At 72.9% G+C, this 23,703-nt stretch carries 25 protein-coding genes; 8 read left to right on the plus strand and 17 right to left on the minus strand.

The features are described from left to right. The first annotated feature begins 3 nt into the window (after positions 1-3). Positions 4-936 carry a Ppx/GppA phosphatase family protein gene (locus M1R94_RS15785; RefSeq protein ID WP_249382679.1) on the plus strand — a complete coding sequence of 311 codons (933 nt, stop codon included), beginning with the start codon at positions 4-6 and terminating at the stop codon, positions 934-936. A gap of 109 nt (positions 937-1,045) precedes the next feature. Here the strand turns inward: M1R94_RS15785 and M1R94_RS15790 are convergent, their stop codons facing one another. Continuing rightward, a complete protein-coding gene (locus M1R94_RS15790) occupies positions 1,046-2,419 on the minus strand; it encodes a wax ester/triacylglycerol synthase domain-containing protein (RefSeq protein WP_249382680.1) in 1,374 nt (457 codons plus the stop codon). Positions 2,420-2,591: 172 nt separating this feature from the next. Here M1R94_RS15790 and M1R94_RS15795 point away from each other — a divergent pair, with 172 nt between their 5' ends. Both M1R94_RS15795 and M1R94_RS15800 read left to right on the plus strand, forming a co-directional pair. Beyond that, positions 2,592-3,989, plus strand: a complete 1,398-nt coding sequence (locus M1R94_RS15795; protein WP_249382681.1) for a diguanylate cyclase domain-containing protein — start codon at positions 2,592-2,594, stop codon at positions 3,987-3,989. An 85-nt stretch (positions 3,990-4,074) separates the two neighbouring features. After that, complete coding sequence (locus tag M1R94_RS15800; protein ID WP_249382682.1) at positions 4,075-5,109, plus strand: YihY/virulence factor BrkB family protein; 1,035 nt, start codon at positions 4,075-4,077, stop codon at positions 5,107-5,109. Position 5,110: 1 nt separating this feature from the next. Here M1R94_RS15800 and M1R94_RS15805 read toward each other — a convergent pair whose 3' ends face one another. From M1R94_RS15805 to M1R94_RS15845, 9 genes are all read right to left on the minus strand, one after another. After that, positions 5,111-6,061: an aldo/keto reductase gene (locus M1R94_RS15805; protein ID WP_249382683.1), complete on the minus strand. Its 951-nt coding sequence runs from the start codon at positions 6,059-6,061 to the stop codon at positions 5,111-5,113. A 91-nt stretch (positions 6,062-6,152) separates the two neighbouring features. After that, positions 6,153-7,391, minus strand: a complete 1,239-nt coding sequence (locus M1R94_RS15810) for a M20 metallopeptidase family protein (RefSeq protein WP_249382684.1) — start codon at positions 7,389-7,391, stop codon at positions 6,153-6,155. Between the two features lie 102 nt (positions 7,392-7,493). Then, positions 7,494-9,386: an HD domain-containing phosphohydrolase gene (locus tag M1R94_RS15815; protein ID WP_249382685.1), complete on the minus strand. Its 1,893-nt coding sequence runs from the start codon at positions 9,384-9,386 to the stop codon at positions 7,494-7,496. 7 nt (positions 9,387-9,393) lie between these two features. Beyond that, positions 9,394-10,047, minus strand: coding sequence for a phosphotransferase family protein (locus M1R94_RS15820; protein ID WP_249382757.1), 654 nt, complete (start codon positions 10,045-10,047; stop codon positions 9,394-9,396). After that, positions 9,948-10,478 (minus strand): phosphotransferase family protein, encoded by a 531-nt coding sequence (locus tag M1R94_RS15825; protein ID WP_249382686.1) that lies wholly within the window; start codon positions 10,476-10,478, stop codon positions 9,948-9,950. The genes M1R94_RS15820 and M1R94_RS15825 overlap by 100 nt, the downstream gene beginning before the upstream one ends. A gap of 32 nt (positions 10,479-10,510) precedes the next feature. After that, the gene (locus tag M1R94_RS15830) at positions 10,511-11,374 is read right to left on the minus strand and encodes an HAD family hydrolase (RefSeq protein ID WP_249382687.1); all 864 of its coding nucleotides are present in this window, start codon (positions 11,372-11,374) and stop codon (positions 10,511-10,513) included. 29 nt (positions 11,375-11,403) lie between these two features. Then, positions 11,404-12,522 (minus strand): 23S rRNA (uracil(747)-C(5))-methyltransferase RlmC, encoded by a 1,119-nt coding sequence (gene rlmC, locus M1R94_RS15835; RefSeq protein WP_249382688.1) that lies wholly within the window; start codon positions 12,520-12,522, stop codon positions 11,404-11,406. Positions 12,523-12,554: 32 nt separating this feature from the next. After that, a complete protein-coding gene (locus M1R94_RS15840; RefSeq protein WP_249382689.1) occupies positions 12,555-13,772 on the minus strand; it encodes a serine/threonine-protein kinase in 1,218 nt (405 codons plus the stop codon). Between the two features lie 66 nt (positions 13,773-13,838). Further along, entirely contained in the window at positions 13,839-14,285 is a 447-nt protein-coding gene (locus M1R94_RS15845; RefSeq protein WP_249382690.1) for a hypothetical protein, read from the minus strand. Between the two features lie 75 nt (positions 14,286-14,360). Between M1R94_RS15845 and M1R94_RS15850 the strand changes: the two genes are divergently transcribed. Continuing rightward, positions 14,361-15,521 carry an MFS transporter gene (locus tag M1R94_RS15850; RefSeq protein ID WP_249382691.1) on the plus strand — a complete coding sequence of 387 codons (1,161 nt, stop codon included), beginning with the start codon at positions 14,361-14,363 and terminating at the stop codon, positions 15,519-15,521. Between the two features lie 63 nt (positions 15,522-15,584). Further along, complete coding sequence (locus M1R94_RS15855) at positions 15,585-16,160, plus strand: dienelactone hydrolase family protein (protein WP_249382692.1); 576 nt, start codon at positions 15,585-15,587, stop codon at positions 16,158-16,160. Between the two features lie 5 nt (positions 16,161-16,165). Here the strand turns inward: M1R94_RS15855 and M1R94_RS15860 are convergent, their stop codons facing one another. Continuing rightward, entirely contained in the window at positions 16,166-16,777 is a 612-nt protein-coding gene (locus M1R94_RS15860) for an SRPBCC family protein (RefSeq protein ID WP_249382693.1), read from the minus strand. Further along, entirely contained in the window at positions 16,777-17,124 is a 348-nt protein-coding gene (locus tag M1R94_RS15865) for an ArsR/SmtB family transcription factor (RefSeq protein WP_249382694.1), read from the minus strand. Before M1R94_RS15865 ends, M1R94_RS15860 begins: the two co-directional genes overlap by 1 nt. Positions 17,125-17,272: 148 nt before the next feature. Between M1R94_RS15865 and M1R94_RS15870 the strand changes: the two genes are divergently transcribed. Next, complete coding sequence (locus M1R94_RS15870) at positions 17,273-18,154, plus strand: alpha/beta fold hydrolase (protein WP_249382695.1); 882 nt, start codon at positions 17,273-17,275, stop codon at positions 18,152-18,154. A gap of 28 nt (positions 18,155-18,182) precedes the next feature. Here M1R94_RS15870 and M1R94_RS15875 read toward each other — a convergent pair whose 3' ends face one another. The 3 genes from M1R94_RS15875 to M1R94_RS15885 all read right to left on the minus strand — a co-directional run bounded on the left by M1R94_RS15875 (position 18,183) and on the right by M1R94_RS15885 (position 20,238). Next, complete coding sequence (locus M1R94_RS15875) at positions 18,183-19,070, minus strand: fructose bisphosphate aldolase (protein ID WP_249382696.1); 888 nt, start codon at positions 19,068-19,070, stop codon at positions 18,183-18,185. Positions 19,071-19,211: 141 nt separating this feature from the next. Continuing rightward, the gene (locus M1R94_RS15880) at positions 19,212-19,418 is read right to left on the minus strand and encodes a hypothetical protein (RefSeq protein WP_249382697.1); all 207 of its coding nucleotides are present in this window, start codon (positions 19,416-19,418) and stop codon (positions 19,212-19,214) included. A 121-nt stretch (positions 19,419-19,539) separates the two neighbouring features. After that, positions 19,540-20,238, minus strand: a complete 699-nt coding sequence (locus M1R94_RS15885) for a YqjF family protein (RefSeq protein ID WP_249382698.1) — start codon at positions 20,236-20,238, stop codon at positions 19,540-19,542. Positions 20,239-20,416: 178 nt separating this feature from the next. Here M1R94_RS15885 and M1R94_RS15890 point away from each other — a divergent pair, with 178 nt between their 5' ends. Continuing rightward, positions 20,417-21,028: an ATP-binding protein gene (locus M1R94_RS15890; RefSeq protein WP_249382699.1), complete on the plus strand. Its 612-nt coding sequence runs from the start codon at positions 20,417-20,419 to the stop codon at positions 21,026-21,028. 22 nt (positions 21,029-21,050) lie between these two features. Here the strand turns inward: M1R94_RS15890 and M1R94_RS15895 are convergent, their stop codons facing one another. Continuing rightward, positions 21,051-22,433, minus strand: coding sequence for a hypothetical protein (locus tag M1R94_RS15895; RefSeq protein ID WP_249382700.1), 1,383 nt, complete (start codon positions 22,431-22,433; stop codon positions 21,051-21,053). Continuing rightward, complete coding sequence (locus M1R94_RS15900) at positions 22,430-22,987, minus strand: RNA polymerase sigma factor (RefSeq protein WP_249382701.1); 558 nt, start codon at positions 22,985-22,987, stop codon at positions 22,430-22,432. Before M1R94_RS15900 ends, M1R94_RS15895 begins: the two co-directional genes overlap by 4 nt. A gap of 147 nt (positions 22,988-23,134) precedes the next feature. On the opposite strand from M1R94_RS15900, the gene M1R94_RS15905 reads away from it, so the two are divergent. Next, positions 23,135-23,677: a histidine kinase gene (locus M1R94_RS15905; protein WP_249382702.1), complete on the plus strand. Its 543-nt coding sequence runs from the start codon at positions 23,135-23,137 to the stop codon at positions 23,675-23,677. Positions 23,678-23,703 lie beyond the last annotated feature (26 nt).

The following is a 23,703-nucleotide window of genomic DNA, read 5'->3' on the forward strand; positions in this document are numbered from 1 at the left end:
GCGGTGGCCGTCCGTCTCGGGGTCCTGGATGTCGGCTCCAACACCGTTCACCTGCTGGTCGTGGACGCCACCCGGGGTGGGCCGCCGCTGCCTCAGTCCTCGCACAAGTCGGTGCTGCGACTCATGCGCTACCTCGAGCCCTCGGGACGGATCAGCGACGAGGGTGTCCGTGCGGTGGTCGAGGCGGTGGCGCAGGGGGCGGCCAGGGCCGCTGAGGCCGGTATCGACGAGCTGCTGGCCTTCGCGACCTCAGCGCTGCGCGAGGCCCCGAACGGCCCTGAGGTGCTCGACCTCGTCGAGGCGACCACGGGCGTCCGGCTCCAGGTCCTGACCGGGGAGGAGGAGGCCCGGACCACCTTCCTCGCGGTGCGCCGGTGGTACGGCTGGTCCGCCGGCGACATGCTCCTGCTCGACATCGGCGGGGGATCGCTCGAGATCGCCGCGGGGGACAGCGAGGTGCCCGACCTCGCGGTCTCGCTGCCGCTGGGTGCCGGGCGCTCCACCATCGGCTTCCTGCACGACGACCCGCCCACGGGTGAGCAGACGGCGGCGTTGCGCGAGCACGCGGCGGCCCTGCTGGCCGGGACGGTCCGGCAGTTCGCCGACCTGCCCCGCCCCGAGCACGTCGTGGGGTCGTCCAAGACCATCCGGTCGTTGGCCCGGCTGGCCGGTTCGACCTCGGACGGCGTGGGTGCCCGGGACCGGCTCATGCTGCGCAGGTCAGCCCTGGAGGACTGGGTCCCGCGCCTGGCGAAGATCCCCGCCGAGGCGCGTCCCGCGCTCCCGGGGATCACGGTGGACCGGACCTTCCAGATCGTCGCCGGCGGCATCGTGCTGGCCGAGACCCTGCGCGCCTTCAAGGTCTCCGAGCTCGAGGTCTCCCCCTGGGCCCTGCGCGAGGGACTGATCCTGCAGTACCTGGACCGCCTGATCTGAGCCCTCCGTCTCCGCGAGGTCGCACACTCGCACCGAGGACGCACGGGCACCCGTGCGTCCTCGGTGCAGATGTGCGACCTCGGGAGGGTGTCGTGCGGGGTGGGTGGGGTCAGAGGTGGGTGAGGGTGGTGAGGTGGTGGTGGAGGGCGGCGGCCAGCGCGTCGGCCTCGGGGACGATGTCGGGGTCGGTCACCACGCTGACGGTCAGCGTGCCAGCGCAGGACAGAGCAGCGAAGGCGACCCCGACGTTCCCCGCGGTGGGCGTGAGCGGGACCGTCCGCAGCACCGGGGCGCCGGCCAGGGAGAGCGGCTCCACGGGCCCGGGAAGGTTGGTCAGGAAGGAGTTGACCAGCCGCTGCCGGTTCACGAACCACCCGAACGCCCCGGTCGCGGCCAGCAGCCGGAAGACCGGTCGCACCAGAGCCGCGGAGTCACCCCGCACGTGCGCCTTGCGGGCCCGGGTCACCCGCGAGACCGCCGCGAGGCGTTCGACCGTCGACCCGTGCAAGGGGACCCGCACGGGCATCACGCCGGTCCGGTTGCCCAGCTCGCGGTCGGTGGTCGAGGTCCTCGCCGAGACCGGGACCGGGACCACCAGGGCCTGCGGGTGCTCCCCTCGCACCGCCAGGACGTGCCCCATCGCCCCGGTGACGGCGACGAGCAGCAGGTCGTTGACGGTCGCCCCGTGCCGTCGCCCGGCTGCCCGGAGCGGGCTCAGGTCGACCTCGACCACGACCACGTGCCGACGCGGGCCGGTCGGAGCGTTGAGGGAGCACCGTGGCGCTGCCTCGGGTCGTCCCTGACCGACGAGCTCCGAGCGTCCCCGACGCAGCCGTGCCAGGGCGCGGGGCACCCTGCGCAGCGCACCGCGCACCCTGCGCAGACGCTCGGCCGTGACGTCCACGAGCAGCTGGGTGGGCCCGGGTGCGGGACGCGGGGGAGCGGGTGGACCCCACTGCCCCGCGGCGGTGGCCACGCCGGGGTCGACGCCGCGGTCGGCTCCCGGGTCGACGAGGCGGGCGAGGACCGACAGCCCCCCGATCCCGTCGGCCAGCACGTGGTGCATCACCACGACCACACCCAGGGCACCGCCGGGCAGACCGGTCAGGACCGTGGCTCGCCACAACGGCCGGTCCATGGGTAGGGGGGTGGTCACGACCTGTACCGCGGCGGCGACGACCGTGGCGTCCGTCGCTGCTGCCGCCGGGCAGGCGACCCTCGAGACGTGCTTCGCAACCTCGAACGATCCGTCGTCGACCCAGAACGGGCGGCCCAGCCCCCAGGGCGCCCGCTCGAGGCGCTGACGCAGCCGCGCGACGGTGACCATCCGTTGCATGAGCGCCGCCTCGAGCGTCGCGGCGTCGACGCCGGGTGCCGCGCCGCAGACCAGGAGCACCCCGACGTTCGTGGGTACCGGACCGGAGTCGGTCGCGAGCTCGGCGACGTCCGCGGCGCTGAGGCGGTCGACCGGCGCGTTCCCCATCTGCTGAGCGTCGCAGGCACGCCCCGGCCCGCGCTGTGACGAAGGTCGCACCCGGTGCGCAACCCACCCATCGCGGTCATAGTGCTCATGCGAGGTGCCAGCGTGTCGATGGTGAAGGACGAGGCGGGTCGCGACGACGTGAGCTCCGCAGGACCGACCGGGATGATGACGCATGGGCCACCAGCACAGCGATGACACGGGAGGCGACCTCCCCGCGCCGGGTGTGCCCGAGGACGGTTCGCGCGCCGGTGGTGACCAGCCGTCCGCAGCTGACCTGGAGGCGCTGGTCGCCGCGCAGGCCGACCGCATCGCCCAGCTCGAGGCGATCATCGAGCTCGCCCCGGTCGGGATCGGGATCGTCGACCTCGAGGGTCGTGCCCCGATCACCAACGACACCCTGCGCAGGTTGCTGGGCTACTCCGCGGAGGAGTTCGCCCGGATGCCTTTCAGCGAGTTCTCCCATCCGGTGGACAACGAGGAGAACCTGCGTCTCTTCGCACGCCTCGCGGCGGGCGAGATCGAGCGCTTCGCGATGGAGAAGCGGTTCTTCCGGGCCGACGGCGAGGTGCTGTGGTCGGCGTTGACCGTCTCCCTGATGCGCGACGCGGACGGGTCACCCGCCTACGCGATCGGCATGATCCAGGACATCAGCGAGCGCCGCGCCCTCGAGGACGACCTCCGGGCGGCCGAGCGTCACTACCGGCTGCTCGTCGAGCGGGTCCCTGCGGTGGTGTACACGGCTGAGGTCGGCGCGACCGGTCGCTGGCACTACGTCAGCCCCCAGATCGAACGACTGCTCGGGTTCACCCCGCAGGAGTGGACGGCCCGCGAGGGACTGTGGCTCGACCGGATCGTCGAGGAGGACCGGGACCGGGCGCTGTCCGCCGAGGACAGGGTGGGCGTCACGACCGGCAGCCCATCGCTGTGGGTGACCTACCGGATGCGGCATCGCGACGGCAGCATCGTGTGGGTCCGTGACGCAGCCGTCGCACGGCCCGGGCGCGGTGGGGCCGTCGTGCTCAACGGGGTGCTCGTGGACGTCACGCAGGAGAAGATCCTCGAGGAGGCGCTCGCCTGGCAGGCGGTGCACGACCCGCTGACGGGGCTCGTCAACCGGGCGCACTTCCGTGAGCGGCTGGACGAGGCGCTGCTCGACCCTCGGTCGGACGGCACGTCCGTGGCGGTCCTCTTCGTCGACCTGGACGGCTTCAAGGCCGTGAACGACACCCTGGGGCACGGTCCGGGTGACGACGTCCTGGCGGCCGTGGCGGGTCGCTTCGCCGCAGTGACACCCGCGGGCTGCACGTTGGCCCGGCTCGGTGGTGACGAGTTCGCCCTGCTCGTCCGGGGTAGGTGGTGCGAGCGGCTCGAGGAGCTCGCCGGTCGGCTGATCACCTCCCTCGGGTCTCCCGTGGAGGTCCAGGGCGGGGTGGTCCAGGTGGGGGTGAGCATCGGGGGCACCGTCGCCGGTCCGGCGGACACCACCGACCTGCTGCTGCACCACGCCGACCAGGCCATGTACCGCGCCAAGGCCGAGGGAGGGGCACGGCTCGTCCTGCACGCGGGCTGAGGCACGCTCTCGCCCCGCACGCGGCTGAGGGTCTCGCGTCGCGGGCGGGGTCGGTGTGCCCGGGCCCGGCTGTCACCATGGTCGGGTGCCCCGGTCCCAGCCCACCCGCGCCACCGGCCCCTCGGGGCTACGGCGCAGCGTGGTGTCCGCCGTCCGGGCGCCGGACAGGTTCGACCGCCTCGAGGCTCTCGCCGAGCGCCACCCCTGGACCGTGGGCCGGTACAACCTTCCGCTGGTGACCGTGCGCGGCTGGCGGCGGGTGATCGACGTCCGGGTGACCGGGCTGGCCGCCGAGATGACGTACTACGCGATGATCTCCCTGATCCCGCTGGTCACCGCGCTGGGTGCGGCCCTGGGATACCTCGAGCGGCTGGTCGGTGCCGAGCAGGTCCAGGACATCGAGTCGACGTTGGTCAACGCGCTCGCCGAGATCTTCGACCAGCAGGTCACCGCTGACGTCCTGGCGCCCCTGGTCGAGGGACTGCTCCGGGAGGAGCGCGGCGGGGTCGCGGTGAGCAGCCTCGCCGTCGCCCTGTGGCTGGCCAGCAGGATGTTCCGCGCTGCCATCCGTGCGCTCGATGACGCGTACACCGTGCCCGAGCGGCGCGGGCTGGTCTCGCAGTGGGCCCTGGGGCTCGGTCTGGCCCTGGGGGCGGTGCTGACCTCGGTCGTGCTGCTGACACTGGTCGTCGTCGGGCCGCTCCTGGGCGGGGGGCGGGTGCTGGCCGAGCGCCTCGGGCAGAGCCAGACCTTCGAGACGGTGTGGGGGGTGGCCCGCTGGCCCGCTGTCGGCCTCGTGTGCGTGGCCTTCCTCGTCGTGCTCTACCGCTACGGGCCGAACGTCAGCAACACCTGGCGCGACTGCCTGCCCGGTGCGTTGCTCTCCACGGTGTCGCTGGTCGCCGTGTCGGTCGGCTTCCGCGCGTACCTCGACGCGGCGGGTCCCACCGCACCGCAGGTCGGCCAGGCGGGCGAGGCGGTGACGGTGGCCGCGCAGACCATCGGAGTGATCCTGGCCGGGGTGCTCTGGGCCTGGCTGAGCAGCATCGTGGTCCTCACCGGAGGGGTCGTCAACGCCGAGCTGCAGCGTGAACGGGCGCGCACCGCACCCAGCCGCTGACTCAGCCCGAGGCGACCTCGAGCGCGGCGATCTCGCCCGGGTCGAGCTCGAGGTCGGTCGAGGCGATCAGGGAGACCAGCTGCTCGGGGGTCCGAGCGCTCGCGATCGGAGCGGTGACGGTCGGCTGCGCCCGCAACCAGGCCAGGGCCACGCTCGCCACAGCGACACCCTGAGACTGAGAGACCTCGTCGAGCGCTGCGAGCACGCGGCGGCCGCGGTCGTCGAGGTACCCGCCTGCCGCGCCGGCGCGCGGGCTGTCGACCGCAGGGCCGCCCTCGCGGTACTTGCCTGCGAGGAACCTCTTGGCCAGGGCGAAGTAGGGGAGCACGCCGAGGTCGTGGGACTCGGCACGGTCGCGCAGACCGCCCTCGAAGTCACGTTCGAGCAGGTTGTAGTGCGGCTGGAGGGCCACCGGACGGTGGAACCCGTGGCCGGTCGCGACGTCCATCCATGCGTCGATCCGGTCCGGGGCGTAGTTGGACAGTCCGATGTACCGGACCAACCCGTCGTCGACGAGCCTCGAGAAGGCCTCGACGGTCTCCTCGAGCGGCACCGAGGTGTCGTCGACGTGGGCGTAGTAGAGGTCGATGCGGTCGGTGCCGAGCCGGCGCAACGACGCCTGCGCCGCCGCGCGGACCGTGCTCGCGGCCAACCCGTGGAGCTCGGGGTGGGTGCTGACCTTGGTGGCGATCACGACGTCGTCGCGTCGACCGCTGCGTTCCAGCCACCGGCCGATGACCGTCTCGCTCTCACCCCCGGTGTGACCCGGCACCCAGTGGGAGTAGCCGTCGGCGGTGTCGACCATCGACCCCCCGGCACCGACGAAGGCGTCCAGGACGGCGAAGGAGTCGGTCTCGTCGGCGGTCCAGCCGAAGACGTTGCCTCCCAGCGCGAGCGGAAGGACGTGCAGGTCCGAGCGACCGACCTGGACCTGGTTCGTGACGGCGGGCATCGGCGGTCTCCTCGTAGCAGGGCTGGGTGCGTGCACACCCTGCCAACCGGTGCGCACGGGCCCACATTCCACAGCGTCCGGGCGCCCCGCCTCAGCCGACGGTCGGGCTCCCGCCCTGTGCCAGGCGGTCCAGCGCGAGGCCGGCCAGGACGGCGGCCGCGACCGGCAGCACCGAGTCGTCGAACCGCGCCCGGGGCGAGTGGTTGTACGGGGCGGTGGCGGGGTCGGCATCCTGCGGCGTGGCGCCCAGGAAGAGGAAGGCCCCGGGGACCTCCTGGAGCACGTAGGAGAAGTCCTCCGCGCCCGAGACGGGGCGCTGGGCGGTCACGTACCGGTCGGGGCCGAGCAGCGCCGTCGTGACCCGTTCGGCGCGCGTGACCTCGGTGGGGTCGTTGACCGTGACGGGGTAGCCGCGCTCGTAGACCACGTCGGCGGTCAGGCCGTGCGCGGCGGCGATGTGCTCGACCGCCCGGGTCAGCCGTCCCGGGACGACGGCGTGCTGCTCGGGGGAGAAGGTGCGCACCGTCGCGTCGAGCTCCGCGGTGGCGGGGATGACGTTGTCCACGGTCCCTGCTGCCAGGCGTCCGACCGAGACGACGACGGGGTCGTGCGCGTCGAGCTGGCGGGTCACCACCGTCTGCAGGGCCAGGACGATCTCGGCCGCGACCGTGACCGGGTCGGCCGCGAGGTGAGGCATCGAGCCGTGACCGCCCCGGCCCTGGACGGTGACGTACAGCTGGTCCGAGGCGGCCATCGCGGTGCCCGGGCGTGCTGTGACGACGCCGTTCGGGACCATCGAGGACACCACGTGCACGCCGTAGGCGGCGACCACCCGTTCGCCCGCGGCGTCCAGCACGCCCTCCTCGATCATCAGGCGTGCACCGTGCGGGCCCTCCTCGCCGGGCTGGAACATCAGGACCACCGACCCGGCGATCTCGTCCCGCCGGGCCACCAGGAGGTGGGCGGCGCCGACCAGGCCGGCGACGTGCAGGTCGTGCCCGCAGGCGTGCATCGCGCCGTGGTGCTCGCTCGTGAAGGGCTCCCCGGAGTCCTCGGTCACGGGCAGGGCGTCCATGTCCCCGCGGAGCAGCACGGCGGGCCCCGGTCGTGCGCCGCGCAGCACGGCCACGACCGAGCTGAGCCCGGTCCCGGTGGTGATCTCGAGCCCCAGCCCCTCGAGGGCGGTGAGGACCCGCTGCTGGGTCTGGGGGAGGTCGAGCCCGATCTCGGGGATGCGGTGCAGGTCCTGCCGTAGCGCGGTCAGCACGGGGGCCAGTGCGCTCGCCTCCCTGAGCAGCGCGGTGGTGTCGGGAGGGCTGTCAGGGCTCATGCGTCGGTCTCCCGGGTCTCCGTCCGGTGCGGGGTGCGACCGGTCGTGGCTCGACGCTACCGCCGTCCTGGTGACCGGGTCCGGGACGGTGGTGCCCCGGTCTCACTCGAAGGCGCTGTCGGTGACCTGCGCACCGGCGAGCGTCTGGGGGTTGAGGGTCGCCCGCCGGAAGCTCGATCCCGAGATCGCAGCACCGGTGAACCGTGCGCCGGTCAGGTCGGCGTCGTCGAAGGAGGTCGCGGAGATGGTCGCGCCGGTGAGGTCGGCCCCGTTCAGCCTCGCCCCGGCGAAGCTCACCCCGGTCAGGGTCGCGCCGCTCAGGTCGGCCCCGGCGAGGTCGGCTCCCGAGAAGTCACCGGTGACCGTGCGGCCCGACAGGTCGCAGCGACCGAGCTGGGCTCCTCGTTGGTCACCGCCACCTCTGGCCAGCGTGCAGGGGGACTCGGGCTGCACAGGGGCGCTCGGGGCGCCGTTCGTCGCTGCGGGCGGGCCGGTCGTGGGCGTCGCACCGGGCCGCTCGGGTGGAGGCCCCGCGTCGGGTCGGGCGGAGGGAGCTGGGGCGCCGGGCGGCGACGGGGCCGACGCCGTCGCGGACCCGTCGGTGCTGACGTCGCGCGTCATCGGGGCAGGGTCTGCCGGCACGGCGGTCGGGTCGGCCTGGCCGACTGCGTCGGCGGGTTGTCCGGAGGGGTCGGCGGCCTGTGCGGAGGTGTCGGACGGGTCGGTCGCGAGCGTCCCGCTCGGGCTCGCGTCGGTGTCGCCCGGCACGGCGACGCTGCCCGGCGCCGAGGCCCGCTCAGAGATCTCGGCGGTCAGGGCCGGGGGCGCGGGCACGGGGCCGCTCGCCTGCGCGTCGGGCGAGAACGGACCTGTCAGCGTGAGGGCGGTGCCCACGACCGCGGCGGTGGCCATGGCCGTCCCGGTCGCGACCGAGGAGGTGCCGCCGGACACCACCGTGCCGACCTGCGGCAGCCCCATCGAGTGCAGCGCGGGAATCCCCGAGAGCACGGAGAGCGGACCCGCCGCGAGGCGCAGACGACCCAGCCCGACCGCGAGGAAGGCGCGGACGACCTCCGGGTCGAACTGGCTGCCGGCGCACCGCGCGAGCTCGGCACGTGCCGCTGCAGCGGACAGCGGCCTCTTGTACGAGCGGGCGGAGGTGATCACGTCGTACGCGTCGGCCACCGCGACGATCCGCGCTGCCCGACTGATCGCGGTGCCGGCCAGACCCTGCGGGTAGCCCGCACCGTCCCACCGTTCGTGGTGCTCGCCGATCGCGCCGAGCCACGGCCCGAGCCACGCGGCGAGCGGTGCGGCGATCTCGGCCCCGTGCGACGGGTGCCCCGCCAGGACCTGCCACTCCTGGGCGTCGGGCCGGCCCGACTTGTTGAGGATCTCGGCCGGGACCCGGAGCTTGCCGACGTCGTGCAGCAGCGCAGCCCAGCTCAGCTTCGCGGCGTCCTGCGCGGACAGGCCCAGCTCGGTGCCGATCAGGGCCGAGTACGCCTGCACGCGCTCGCAGTGTCCCCGGGTGGTCCGATCGTGCTCGCTGATCGCCGAGACCAGCTCGAGGAGCTGGACAGCGTGCTGGTACTCCTCGGTCAGCGGTTCGCCTCCGCCCACGACGGCGTCGATCCGGTCGCGCAGGACCTGCGGGGAGTGATGGCGAACGGTCACGGCCAGGCGTGAGGGCGCCCGGTCGGGGAAGTACAGCGTGAGCCGCAGCAGCGAGGTCAGCGGGAGCAGCTTCCGCGCGACCCGGTCGCCGAGCAGGAACAGCGCGGTCGACAACGCGACCTGCACGGGCAGCCACACCCAGGGGCTCCAGCCCAGGCGCTCCGGCGGCATCCAGGACACCACGGCCCAGCCGAAGCCGATCGCGAGCGCGATCGGCAGGACGCGCAGCGCGATGCGGACCACCACGGCCAGCGCAGGGTGGGGCTTCCAGCGGCCGAGGGTGACGTCCTCGTAGTTCTGGGTGGGTCCGGACGCCATGCATCGATCATCGACCATGCGGGGGCGCGTCAGGCCCGCTGAGCGGGTGGTTTTGTGGCGCGTCCGGGTGAACCACAGCGGCCGACCGTCCGGCGAGGGTGTGGAGGGCGGTCCGCAGGTTGGCGGCGGCGCTCGCCCGGTGCCCGTCGAGCCAGTCACCGGTGTAGCCCCGCGGTGCGATCTCGACCAGCAGGACCAGGCTCATCCAGACCCGGTAGAGCAGCAGCCGTGCCCGTCCGCCGGGCGATCCTGCTCGCAGGTCGCCGCCCTGCGACGCGTAGCCGTCCAGCAGCGCGTCGGGTGGCTCGGCCCGCCACAGCTGGTCGGCGCCGACCAGCTCGAGCAGCGGGTCGCCCCACACCGAGCGCTCGGGGTCGATCACGCCGGTGAGCGATCGGGTGACCGGGTCGACGAAGAGGTTGGCGGGCCACAGGTCGGTGTGCACCAGCGACGGGGTCGTGACCTCGGCGAGCGCGTCGTGGTGCCGTGCCAGCGCGGACCGGACCTGGTCCGAGGGCAGCGGGGTCCCCCAGCGGTGGGCGTCCTCGAGCAGGGCGTCGATCATCCGGCCGAAGGCCTCGGGCCAGCTCGCCCCGTGCAGCCCCGCCGCGAGGTTGGGGTAGCCGAAGTGCTCTCCCTGGACCGTGTGCAGCCGGCCCATGTAGGCGCCGAGCTCGCGCTGCACGGCGGCGTCGACGTCGGTGGGGAGTGGGCCGAGCTCGGGCAGCGGCACCCCTCGAGGTGCGTCACGACGAGCACGTCGCTCGGCAGGACCGCGCGGGTGAAGTCGGTGAGCAGGACCCTGGGCATCAGCAGGTCGGGCCGGTCGGCCGCGAGCCGGTACACGGCGGCCTCGGTGCGCACCAGGTCGAGCTCGTGGGTGAGCAGTCGGTCGGTCTGGGTGGGTGCGGTCTTGACCACCACGCGGGTCGTCCTGCCGGGCCTCGTGCCCTGGAGCGTCACGCGGTAGGTGGTCGCGAACATCCCGCCGGTGAGACGCTCGACCCGGTGCACCACGCCCAGGGGCGCGAGCACCGTTGCCAGCGCGCGGACGACGGTGGGCTCGACGCCGTCGTCGGGGCTCGTGAGCACGTCGGCACTGTAGTGCGCGGCTCGCGCATGCGTCAGGCGTCCAGGTCCGCGAGCCGCAGCAGCTCGACCAGGGTGCGGGTGACGCCGTCGTCCAGGTTCGAGGGTGCGCGGTACCGGGCCCGGTCGAGCACCTGCGGGTGGGCGTTGGCCATCGCGAAGGACATGCCTGCGGCGTCCAGCATCTCGAGGTCGTTGAGGTGGTCGCCGAACGCCACGGTCTGCTCGCGGCTGATCCTGAGCCTCTCGTGGACCCGCACGAGCGCGGCGCCCTTGGTCGTCCCCCGGTGCGTCAGGTCGGTCCAGTGCTCACCGGACAGCACGAGGGTGTGCGTGGCGGCGAGCGGCCCGAGCGCGCGGAACGCGGACTCCTCGACCGGGCCGACGTCGTGCACGGCGACCTTGAGGACGTCGTCCCGGACGGCGAGCAGGTCCTCGACCTGCTCGAGGCGGGCGTAGTACCTGGACGCCTCGGCGAGGAAGGCGTCATCGGTGCTCTCGACATAGGCGGAGCGGGTGGTCGAGACCACCGTCCCGACCCGTGCCCCTGTCGTGGCCAGGACCCGGACGGCCTGGACGGCCTGCTGGACGGCGGGTCGGTCGATCGCCGCTGCGCTCACCAGCCGACCGTGGTGCACCACGTGCGCGCCGTTCTCCGCGATGAACAGCAGGTCGTCGCCCAGGTCGCCGAACATCCGGGCGAGGGTCGCCTGCTGCCGACCGCTCGCCGCGCACAGCACCACCCCGCGGGACAGCAACGACGCCGCGACCGGCCAGAACCCCTCGGGGACGCGCTTCTCGCCGTCGAGCAGCGTCCCGTCCATGTCGAGCACGACCAGGCGGAGGTCTGCGGCCTGCGCCGACGTCGGGAAGGTGGCGGGGGCGTCGGTGGGGATCACCGTCCCAGTGTCCCCGACCACCGCACGGGTCAGCGTCGCTCGAGCAGGGTCAGCACCTCGTAGTGCGCCGTCTGGGGGAACATGTCGAGCAGCTGAGCGCGTCGCGGGGCCAGCGACGGCATCGCCGCGAGGTCACGAGCGAGGGATTCCGCGTTGCAGCTCGAGTACACCACGTGCTCGACCGAGGACCGCTCGAGCCACCCGGCGAGCTCTGCGCCGATCCCACGGCGGGGTGGGTTGACGATGACGAGTGCGGGCGCGGGACCTCCCGCGAGGGCGTGGGCCGTGGCGTCACCGGCCGTGAAGCGGACGCCCCCAAGACCCGCCTCGCGCGCGCTCAGCGTGGCGCTCGCGACCGCCTCGGCGCTGACCTCGACTCCCAGGACCTCGCGCCCGGGGGCCGCGCAGTGCAGGGCGAAGCCGCCGACACCGCAGTAGAGGTCCCAGACCGAGGGCGGTGCCAGCTCCTCGACCCACGTCCGGGCCTGGCGGTACAGCGCTGCGGCGACCTCGGTGTTGGTCTGGAAGAAGCTCTGCGGGCGCAGGTGCAGGTCGATGCCGTTGACCCGCAGGGTGATCGTGGACCTCTCGGTGAGCACGATCTCGCGCTCGCCCTCCAGGACGGCGCGGTGCTCGGGCAGCAGGTTGACCGACGCGACCACGAGTCCGGGCAGCGTCTGCAGCAGCCAGGGCAGGTGCTTGCGGATGCGTGCGACCGGCTCCTGCGATCGCAGCACGAAGCGGACCATGAGCTCACCGTCGGGTGACTCGGTGACCAGCAGGTGCTTGAGCTCACCTGTGCGCGAGGACAGGTCGTACGGGGTCAGGGCAGCGCGGACGACGAACGCCGCGAGCACGCCCAGGCTCGCCTGGAGGCTCTCGGGGTACAGGCCGCAGTCGCGCAGGTCCACGCCGTGGCCGCGCGGGTCCAGGATGCCCAGGGTCGGTTCGCGGACGGTACCGCCGACGACCATCTTCGCCTTGTTCCGGAAGGCCCGTTCCGGCCCGGTCACCGGGGGCAACCAGGACATGTCACCGCCCAGCAGGTCCTGGCAGTGGCGCTGCTTGTCCGAGACCTGCACGGGGTGCGGGGTTCCCATCAGCGTGCACGACCGGCAGCGGGCCGCGTCGAAGTGGGGGCACCGCATGGGTGGGACTCTACGTCGCGCGGCGGTCCGGGTCAGGGCGCGGGCGACCAGCTGGTCGCCTCGTCCAGACCCGTCGACAGGCCCGCGGTGCCCGTCACGACGAGCCAGTCCTCGATGGTGCCGGTCACCGGGTCCATCACCTCAAGGATGTCCGTCGCCCGCTCGACCGTGGCCCCGCTGGCCAGCACCAGGCGACCGTGCGAGGCACCGACGGGGTGCTGGGTGAGCAGCGGGAGCGCTGTGGTGGTGCCGCTCGGCACGTCGTGCAGCCCGTAGAACGGCGGTCCGTCCTCGTGCTCGACCAGCAGGGTCTCCTGGTCGAGCCACGGGTTGTGGACCCACACGAGCGTCATCGGCAGCCTGCGGATGACGGTGCCGTCGGTCCCTGCCACGACCGTCGCGTACCAGTCGTCGTCGTCCTCCTGGGGATCTCCCCCCAACCCGATCCCGGTGAACGCCACCAGGTCGCCGTGAGGCGAGTAGTGCACGCGGCCCGGGCCGTCCACCCACAGGTCAGGGACGACGACGACCTCACGTCCGAGACCGGTCGCCACGTCGATCTCGTGCAGCGCCGCGTACGAGCGGTGATCGTCACCGCACGAGGAGACGACCACCATCCGTGCGCCGTCCGGCGAGACGTCCAGTGCGTCCGGTCGGCAGTCCAGCCCTCGCACGCCCGGGACCTCGAGGTCCGTGGTGACCCCGGTCGAGAGCTCGACGATCCGGACCCGGTGGCCCAGCACCTGGGCGACCCACCGGCCGCCCGGTGAGAGGCGCGCACCGGCCAGCGGGACGAGGCCGATGTCCTCGGGCAGCTCGGCCCAGACCACCGCACCGTCCGCGGCGTCCACGGCGAGCAGCCGTGCGTGGAGACCCTCGGCATCCGCGTGGCTCAGCAGAGCGGTCCCCACCGCCCGCTCGACCAGGCGCGCAGGGATCGCCTCGAGGTCGATCTCGGCCGGTAGCACGACCTGCCACAGCGCCGGCTCGCTGTGCGGAGGGTCGACCAGGCCCAGGGAGACGGTGCCGGTGGCGGGCGGCGGGTCGGGCGGCGCCCATGGCTCGGGTGCCGGCACGGGAGCCACCCCGACGGTGGGGAGACCTCCGGGTTGCTCCACGGCCCACCGACCCACGATCAGACCCACGAGCAGGAGAGCCACCACCCATGGCAGGGCGTCGGCGAGCCGCGTCCGCAGTCGTTGCCGGCCGACGTCGCTGGATCGGTACCGGTCGCCCGGGCGGTAGGTCACGCAGGAGTCATCGGCGCAGGGCGAGGGGTGGTTGAGCGTCGGTGACCGGGGTCTCGACCTGGGCGTCTACTCGACGGGGACCGTGGACAGCCACGCGCTCAGGGTGTGCGGGACGTCGACCTGGTAGACGCGCTGGTCGTGCCCCGTGCCGACCGGGACGCGCAGGACCGCGTTCGTCGGGTTGCGCAGCAACGCGCCGATCATGACGGCGAGCGGGCCCCCGGTGCCGTGGTGGACCCGGGCACGACCCGACCAGATCGCCTCGACGACCGCGGTGACGTCAGCGCGCGGGACCTCGAGCACGTAGCACTCCTCGAGGGTCACCGAGTCGTTCCCGTCGGCCTCGAGCGCGATGCGCATCTCCGGCTGCCCGTCGACCACCAGCACGGCGCGGCCGTCGTGCAGGCCCAGCCCGTTCGGGTCGGCCGTGACGGTCTCGACGCTGCGGCCGTGGGTGATCGCGAGGTTCTCGACCTGCTGCAGCGTCGTGGGTGTCGTCGATGCGGTGTCCATGCAGCGACGCTACTCCCGCCGAGGACCGGGCAGGCCCAGCCCGTCGGTCCGCCCGGGCGTGCCACGATGGCGGCCATGTCGTCGACCAGGGCCCCGCTCTGGTCGCGGGACTACGTCCTGGCCCTCGTCGTGGGCTTCTTCCTGTCGATGGTCTTCTACCTGCTGATGACCACCATGGCGCTGTACGCGGTGGACAGGTTCGCGGCGGGCGACGCACAGGCCGGGCTGGCCTCGTCGATGTACGTGGTCGGGGCGCTGGTCTCCCGGGTGTGGGCCGGTGCTGCCGCCGACACGCTGGGCCGGCGCCGGGTGCTGCTGGCCGGTCTCGCCCTCTTCGTCGCAGCGTCGTTCAGCTATCCGGCGGCCGACAGCCTGCTCCTGCTCCTGGTGGTGCGCTTCGTGCACGGTGTGGCCTTCGGTGCGGCTCACACCGCGGTGTCGGCGATCGTCCAGTCGCTCGTCCCGCAGTCCCGGCGGGCCGAGGGCACGGGCTACTACGGGGCGGCCGCGACGCTGGCCACGGCGGTGGGTCCGTTGCTGGCCATCGTGCTGGTCGACCGCCAGGGCTACCCGGCGCTCTTCACCGCGACGGCGGTCGCCTCGGTGCTCGCGATGGGCGCCGCACTGCTGCTGCGTGCCCCGCAGGAGCGTCGCCCGCCGGGGGACCGGCTTCCGGCGCGACAGGCGCTCGGCTCGCTGGTCGACCCGGCGGCGCTGCCGATCGCCTCCGTGGCGCTGGTGATGGGGGCGGCGTTCTCGGGGATCCTGACCTTCGTCAGCTCCTATGCGCAGAGCCTGGACCTCGCCGCCGCGGCAGCGGCCTTCTTCCTGGTGTACGCGGTGGTCGTGCTGGTCACCCGCCTGTTCGCGGGCCGGGTGCAGGACGTCCACGGCGACGACGTCGTCGTCTACCCGGCGATCGTGCTGCTCGCCGGGGGGATGATCGCGCTGGCCGCCACGACGGGTCCGGTGCTGCTGCTGGTCGCCGGGGGGCTGGCCGGGGCCGGGTTCGGGACCTTCATGTCCGCCGGGCAGGCCATCGCCGTCTCGGCGACCGCGCCCGTGCGGGTGGGACGGGCGGTCTCGACGTACTTCCTGCTGCTCGACCTCGGGACGGGGGTCGGCCCCATCCTGCTCGGTCTGGTGATCAGCACAGGCGGCTACCGGGTCATGTACGCGGTGCTCGCGGGGGTGGTCCTCTTGGCAGCGGTGCTCTACCGTCGGGTCACCCGCTAGGACGCCGGAACGGCGTCGTGGACTCGACCAGGTCGCCCGACGGGGCGGCAGGCGGAGGCTGAGATGGCTGAGGTCGTGCTCTTCCACCACGCGCACGGTCTGACCCCCGGCGTGGTCGCGCTCGCCGAGGTGCTGCGTGAGCAGGGACACACCGTGCACACCCCCGACCTGTACGAGGGGCGGGTCTTCGAGTCGCTCGAGGAGGGGGTCGCCCACGCGGGGCGGATCGGCTTCGATGAGGTCGTGTCCCGTGGTGTCAGCTCGGTCCAGGGGCTACCCGCCGGGCTGGTGTACGCGGGGCTCTCCCTCGGGGTGCTCCCGGCCCAGACCCTCGCCCAGACCCGGCCAGGTGCCCGCGGCGCGCTGCTGCTGCACTCGTGCGTCCCGCCCGCCGAGCTCGGGACGGCCTGGCCCGAGGGTGTGCCGGTCCAGGTGCACGCGATGGACGCCGACCCGTACTTCGTGGACGAGGGCGACATCGACGCGGCCCGCGACCTGGTCTCCGAGGTGCCCGAGGCCGAGCTGTTCCTCTACCCGGGCGACCAGCACCTCTTCACCGACAGCTCGTTGCCCGGGTACGACGCCGCGGCGAGCGCGCTCCTGACCCAGAGGCTCTTGGGCTTCCTGGCCGGCCGGTGACGGTGTCAGTCGGGAACGACCGTGTAGTTCGCGACGGCGGCCTCGCGCGCGTCGGCGACCTCCTGCGGGGTGGCGGTTCCGGAGGTCTCGATCGTCGTGGTCCAGCGGTCGATGGATCCCCGGTTGAACTCGACCACCTCGGGTGAGTTGGCGAACGCGACCGGGTCGTCCGGGGGCGTCCCGTCCAGGTCGGTCCCCAGTGCCAGCAGCGCCCCGTCCCAACCCGGCCCGACGTGCAGCGCGCCCGCTCCGCTGCCGGCCAGGGCGAGCGCGACGGTGTGCGTGAGCTCGACCGTGGTGTGCCCGTCGGTGTGGGCGAGCCTGACGTCGACGATGCTGTCGGGGCTGCCGAAGGTCACCTGGAGCTGCGTCGGCGGGTCGCAGCGCAGGATGTCACCGCCGGCGTTGTTCTCGATCTGGTAGCTGCCGCCGGGCTCGAGGTCTCCGGTGACCGGGCTGAACCACCGGGGCAGGCGCTCGGCGTTGGTCAGCGCGTCCCAGACGTCCTCGAGGTCGGCGTCGTAGGTGCGCGTGAGCGCCACCGAGACGGTCTCGGAGCGCCCGTCTCGGACGACGCTGCGGTGGATCGCCGCCAGCTCTTCGAGCAAGTCGAACATCAGTCCTCCTCGGGTGCAGGTGCGGAGAGTCGTGCTCGGCGTCCGCGGGCGAGCTCGGTGCCGAGCGCGTCGAGCCGTTGGTCCCAGTACGCCCGGAACGGCTCGAGCCAGCTGTCGACGTCGTGGAGGGCGTCCGGGTCGACCACGTACAGGCGGCGGGTCCCCTGGGTGCGCACCCGGGCGAAGCCGTTCTCGCGCAGCACCCGCAGGTGTCGCGACACGGCCGGCTGGGTGATCCCGAACTCGGCGCCGATGGTCGCAGCCACCTCGCCCGAGGGCCGCTCCTCGAGGAGCAGCTCGAGGATGCGACGGCGGACCGGGTCGCCCAGGACGTCGAAGGCGTGCATCCGCCACATCTATCAATCAAGCCTTATATATGTCAAGACTGATATTCTGATCCCCGATGACTTCCCCGGACGACCAGGGTCTTCTCTGCGGGGGTGCGATGAGCAGCACTCCTCGCCCACGAGCAGGCACACGTCGAAGGAGCCCGGGATGACCACGACGACCCGCACGACCCGCACCCTCGAGGTGCCGGGTGCCACCCTGACCTACGACGTGCGGGGCCCTCTGCCGACCGTCGACGGTCAGCCGGTGCTGCTGCTGATCGGGCAGCCCATGGACGCGAGCGGCTTCGGCACGCTCGCCTCGTTCTTCCCCGACCGGACCGTGGTCACCTACGACCCGCGAGGCCTGGGCAGGAGCGTCCGCAGCGACGGCACCACCCTGCACGACCCTGTGCAGCAGGCCGAGGACCTGCATCGGCTCGTCGGCGCCCTGGAGAGCGGGCCGGTCGACCTCTTCGGCAGCAGCGGTGGCGCGGTCACCGCACTGCAGCTCGTGACCGCCTACCCGCAGGACGTGCGCGTGGTCGTCGTGCACGAGCCGCCGATGCTGACCGTCCTGCCCGACGCGGAGCTGGCGGTGGCCGCCTCGCGTCGTGTCGACGAGATCTACCAGGAGCGGGGCTGGGGCTGGGGCATGGCGATGTTCATCGCCCTGACGTCGTGGCAGGGCGAGTTCACCGCCGGGTTCGGCGCTGAGCCTGCGGACCCCGCGACCTTCGGTCTGCCCACGCAGGACGACGGCTCCCGGGACGACCCGCTCATGTCCGGCGCGTCCGCACCGGTGACCTCCTACGTCCCGGACGTCCCGGCCCTGTCGGCGGTCGCGACCCGGGTGGTCGTCGCGGCCGGCATCGAGAGCCGGGGCATCCTCACCTGGCGGGCCTCGGAGGTCCTGGCCGGTGCGCTCGGCCAGGAGCTGACGGTCTTCCCCAGCAACCACGGCGGGTTCCTCGGCGGCGAGTACGGGCAGCAGGGTGAGCCCGAGGCCTTCGCCGCGAGGCTGCGCGAGGTCCTCGACGCTGAGGTCTGACCGAAGGGGTCGTGCTCGACAGGGACCCTCAGGTCACCGAGGCGGCGAAGATCTCGGCGATCGACTCGTCGAGCACGGCGTCGAAGTCGTGGTCGTCCTGCTGGGCCGTGAGGCCCTCGGTCAGTGCCCGGGAGAAGCTGGCGATCACGCCGGGCTGGCGCGCCAGCCGGGCGTTCGCCTCAGCGCGGCGGTACCCGCCGGACAACGCCGCGACACGCAGCACCGCAGGGTGCTCGACGAGCGGGGTCAGCAGCCCGTCGACCTCAGGCAGGGTCAGCTTGAGCATGACGTGCTGGTCGTCGTCGAGCAGGTCGAGCTCGGACAGCAGTGCCGCACGGAGCATCTCCTCGGCGCGGGCCTTCTCGGGGCTGTGGATGTCCACCTCTGGCTCGACGATCGGGACGAGTCCCGCCGCGAGGATCTGCTGAGCGGTCCGGAGCTGCTGCTCGACGACCGCGGCGATGCCCGTGGGGTTCGCCAGGGTGATCACCGAGCGCATCTTCGTGCCCCGCACACCGTGGTCGACGGCGCGCTCCAGGAGGCCGTCGAGGTCAGGGATCGGCTTCATCAGGCGGACGCCGTCCGCCTCGTCGGCCAGTCCACGATCGACCTTGAGGAAGGGGACGATCCGCTTCTCCTGCCAGAGGTACTCGGCGGTGCCCAGGCCGCCGACCTGCCGCTCCATGGTCTGCTCGAACAGGATCGCCGCGAGGATCCGGTCCCCGGTGAAGACCGGGCTGGTGAGGATGCGGGTACGCATCTCGTGGACGAGGTCGAACATCTCGTCCTCGCCCGACCACGTGTGCTCGTCGATCCCGTACAGCCGCAGGGCGCGTGGAGTGCTGCCCCCGCTCTGGTCGAGGGCAGCGACGAAGCCGTGCCCCGTCGCGATCCTCTGGAGCTGCTCGTCGTTCATCGCGCGCCTCCGTCTCTCTCGCGGCGCGGCCCGGCGACGGTGGTGGCCGATCTCGCGGGTGCGGGGACGCGGGACGGCGCCTCCTGCCAGTGTGCCCCGTCGCGCGCGGTCGCGAGGGCGATCAGGCGTCGGACATCCCTCTCAGGTGCTCGTGCTCAGGGTGACGGCACGGCTCCCGCGGGCGACGGCCTCCACGACGAGCGAGTAATGGGGCTCGGCGAGCGTCGCACCGTGACGTGCGAGCCAGTGCTGCAGCTCGACCTCGATGTCGTCACGGGGCTGGCCGGCCATGACCGGAGCCACGATGTTGACTGCTCGCTGCGCGTCGCTGAAGTCCCAGCCCGTCATGGTCCTGACGCTAGGTCGACGCCGTGACGCCGGGGTGACCGGCGGACGAGCGGTGTGCCTCATGACGGCGAACAGTCGTCGACGTGCTCCTGACGTCGACGTGCTCCTGACGGTGTCCTGCTCAGGCGGAGAGGGTCCGTCGGCTGTCGTAGGGGACCGAGAAGACCGTCCGGACCCCACGGGAGAACAGCACGGACTCGGGTGGGCGACCGGCGAGCCCCCCCACGCCGCAGGTCTCGACCAGCGAGTCGTCCAGGTGGAGCAGGTCCGCGCGACGCAGCGGCCAGGGCTCGTGCTCGTTGGGCACGTAGAGCGTCCGGCCGAGCGCGCGGGTGTGCAGCCCCCAGCGGGCCGTGAGGAAGTGGTCCAGCGGGTCGGGCCGGTCCACCGGTTCGCCGGGGCGCACCGCGATCCGGGTGGTCGCCGTCCGGGGCCCCGGCCAGCGCCGCCGCGAGGAGTACCGGAGCTCGCCACCTTCCTCCTCGACCCTCATCCGTGCCCACGTGTACGGCAGCCCGAAGGTGAGGCGGGCGCCCAGGACGACGGCCAGTCGGGACGCCTCGAGCGTCAGGAACACCACCCCGCGGCGACCCTGCTCGTCGACGGAGTAGAGCCGGACGTTGGTCTCCGCGAACGTCCCCAGCCAGGGGACGGCGGGTCCGCGACCGACTCCGGCGCCCACCATCCGGAACGGGACGAGGCCCACCCAGCTGGACCCGTCGAACACGTCGGGTCGGGTTCCGGGCGGCAGCAACGGCGCGACGTCGTCTGCCGCGACCCTCCAGTGCAGGAAGGTGAGGTCGAGCCAGGCCTGGCTCATGATCTGGGAACCCGGCAGTGCGGGAGCTGTCGGAGACACCGGAGGAAGCGGCATGGGGCCCACTGTGGCACCACCTTGTGCCGCGTCGCGCAACCGGGTGCCGGGCCTGTGCCTGACCGGTCCGGGGCAAGGGTCCTTCGGCCGGAACGGGCCGCCGAAGGTCAGCACACTTGCCGGTGTGGACGAGCGAGCGACCTGGATGGTGACCACCCACGACTGGGCCAAGGAGGTTGACGTCGAGCACCTGGCGCAGGTGCGGGACGACCCGGACAGCCACGGTTCCGGCTGTCAGCGGCACATGATTCTCGAGGTGCTTGCGTACGCGGACGAGGAGGCCCGCTCGATCGGGCGTACCGGCGTGGCGGTGGTGACGATCGACGCACACGGGACCGTCACGGTCGCGGACGACGGACGCGGCACGGACACGCGTACGGACGCCGAGGGCCGGGTCGTCCGCAAACCGGTCATGTCGACCCAGGACGTCAGGTTCTTCGACGTGGCGGACGGGCCGCTGCTGCCCGACGGGTTGCCCCGGCGCGGGATGTCGACCGTTGCGGCTCGCTGCCCGGTCCTCGTCCACGAGAACCACCGCGCCGACGGCGCCTGGTCCCAGACCTACCGCTACGGCGTCCCCGACGATGAGCTCCGGTCCGTTGGTGCACCGAGGACCTCCGGCACCACGGTGGTCTTCTCCCGGGACCCCGAGATCGGGGGCCCCGAGCACCTGACCGAGGACGACCTGCGTGCGTTCGCGTGGTTGCGGGTCGAGCTCCGCACGGGTCCCATCTAGGTGAGCCGGGGAGCCCACCACCTCATCGCGCCACGATGCTCACCGTGTCCCCGCCCTGGCGCGTGGCCGGCGCCACGTTCGCGCCTGGCCCGTCCGGCATGACGACGACGGTGCTGCCGGTCCGGGTGTCGAGCGCGACGAGCTCGCCCGCCCTGCCGTCGCCCAGGTCGCGTCGGCCGATGATCAGGCCGCCGGTCGCCTCGGGCTGCACGAGCGCAGGTTCGACGGGGACGAGCGTCCCGTCCGGGGCGATGCGGCTCGTCCGTGCCGTGGCTGTCTGGCCGTCGGGGACCGAGAACGGATCGGCCGGCTGGTGGACGAACGTCTCGCCCCCCGTGCGGAGCACGGTCAGCGGCGCCCAGACGGGTGCGGACCCGACAGGCAGCGTCTCGGGTGGGCCGTCGAGCGGCACCGTCCAGTAGCGCAGCCGGTCGGGGTCCTGGTCGTCGGGGCACCCAGCGGCGAGGGTGAGCCGGTCGAGCCACGTGACGCTCACGCACGAGTGGTCGACCAGGTGCGTGGTGGCGTCCGAGGGTCTCACCGGCTGAAGGTCGGTGGTCAGCACGAGCACCCCGGCGTCCTGCAGCGTGACGGCGAGCGAGGTCCTGCCAGGGTCGAGCTCGACATCGATCACGTACCCCTCGGTCTGGGTGGCGGCGAGCCGCATGCCGTCGGTCGAGTACGCGGCGAGGGTGTCCTCCCAGGCCACGACGACGTCCCCCGCTGCGGTGAGCATCGGCATCCCGTGCACCCCGGGCAGGTCCAGGAAGGTCCCTTCTGCCAGGTCCATCACGGCGACACCGCTGGACCAGTCACCCGGGCCCCCGAGCTGCACCACCGCGGTCGAGGTACCGGGACGCCAGTCGACGAGCCTGACCGACCGGTCGGTGCTGAACGGCACCTCGTAGCGGGTCCCTGCCGGGTCCACCAGGTAGAAGTACGCGCGCTCGATCGGCCCGTCGCCCTCGCCGAGCGTGACGAGAGAGCGCTGGAGGAGCACCCATCCCTCGCCCGTGCTCTCGAACGTGCCAGCCGGCATCGCCTGGGCGTCAGGGAGGAGCGGGTGCGCGGTGACGGGTGGCAGCGCAGCCTCGGTGGGCGTCGTGGTGGGGTTGGGTGACGGCGTCGGGCTCGGCGACGGTGTGGGGGCGGGGGACGGTGACGGGCTCTCGGTCGCGGGTGGGTGCGGCTCGTCCTGGCTGGTCAAGGCCTGGACGCCGGCCACCACACCGATCACGGCGGCCGCCGAACCCAGCGAGACCGCGCCGGTCCTGAGCGCCCGCCGACGGCCGATACGCCGCGCGAGCACCCGCGCCTCGACGGCCGCCTCGGGCGCGGTCGTTGCGGAGTCGTGGCTCTCCTGCTCGACGAATGTCGTCAGGATCTCACTCAGGTGGCGGCTCATCGCGCGCTCCTCTGGTCGATCGGTGAGACGTGGGCAGATTCGCTGCCCGCGTCGAGGTCGGTGTCGGTCTCGACGGCGAGGATGCCGCGGAGCTTCGACGACCCGTCGCTGAGGTACCGCTTCACGGCGCCCTGACCGATACCCAGCTCGGCTGCGATGTCCGCCACCGGCAGGTCCTCGAAGTACCGCAGGACCACGCAGGCGCGCTCGCGGGGACTCAGGGCCGCGAGTGCCGCGCGCACGTCCATCCCGCTCTGGACGGCCTGCTCGGGTCCGCGCGCTGTCTCGTCCGAGGCGAAGAGGTGCTGCTTGCCGCGCCAGGTCTTGTCCTTGCGCGCCTGGTCGAGGAACGCGGTCCGGATCGCCCGCCGCACGTACTGCTCTGCCGACGGGACGCTCCGCAAGGTGCGGGGGTGGGAGAAGACACGCACGAGGGCTTCCTGCACCAGGTCCTCGGCCGAGGACCGGTCCGGGGCGAAGAGTGACGCGTAGCCGACCAGGCCCCCTCGGCGGTCGCGGATCACCTCCTCCAGCACCGTTCTCCACTGGCTCACGCCGTACTCCTTCGCTCGGGACCGACCTTCCTCCACACAACGCCTCCCACGCCACGAACGTTGGGGCGACACGCTCGGCGGGCGCTGCGAGGCGTCATGACACCACCTGGTCTTGTCGTGACACCATTTTGGTGTCATAGTGATGTCATGGATCTCACGCCCTACGTCGACGACCTCCAGCACCGTCTCGCCCTCGCGGCCGAGGCCGGGGGAGAGGAGGCGCGGCAGCTCGCCCAGCGCTTGACCGCGCCGCTCGACGCCGCGGTACGCCTGGTCCTGCTCGACGTGCTCTCGGCCGCGGCCGGGGAGATCTCGGCCGACCTCGCACCCGGGTCGGTCGACGTCCGGTTGCGTGGGGGCGATCCGGAGTTCGTCGTGGCCGCGCCCGCCGCCGTCACCGAGCGGGACTCAGCAACCACCTCCGCGGCTTCGGCCGTGCCACCCTCCGCCGGGCCGCAGCCCCCGCCGGAGGCCGACGCCGACGGGGGCGCTACCACCCGCACCACCCTGCGTCTGCCCGACCACCTCAAGGGGCAGGTCGAGGTCACGGCCGCTCGCGACGGGGTCTCGGTCAACACCTGGCTCGTGCGCGCCGTCGCCGCGGCGCTCGAGCAGTCCTCGTGTCCGCCTCATTCGCAGGCCCGTCCCGGTCAGCGGGGCGGGACCCGACTCACGGGCTGGGTGCGCTGACCCACGCCCCCTGACCCACGACCCCC

Origin of the sequence: Actinotalea alkalitolerans, from assembly GCF_023369855.1 — a bacterium.
Taxonomy (GTDB): domain Bacteria; phylum Actinomycetota; class Actinomycetes; order Actinomycetales; family Cellulomonadaceae; genus Actinotalea.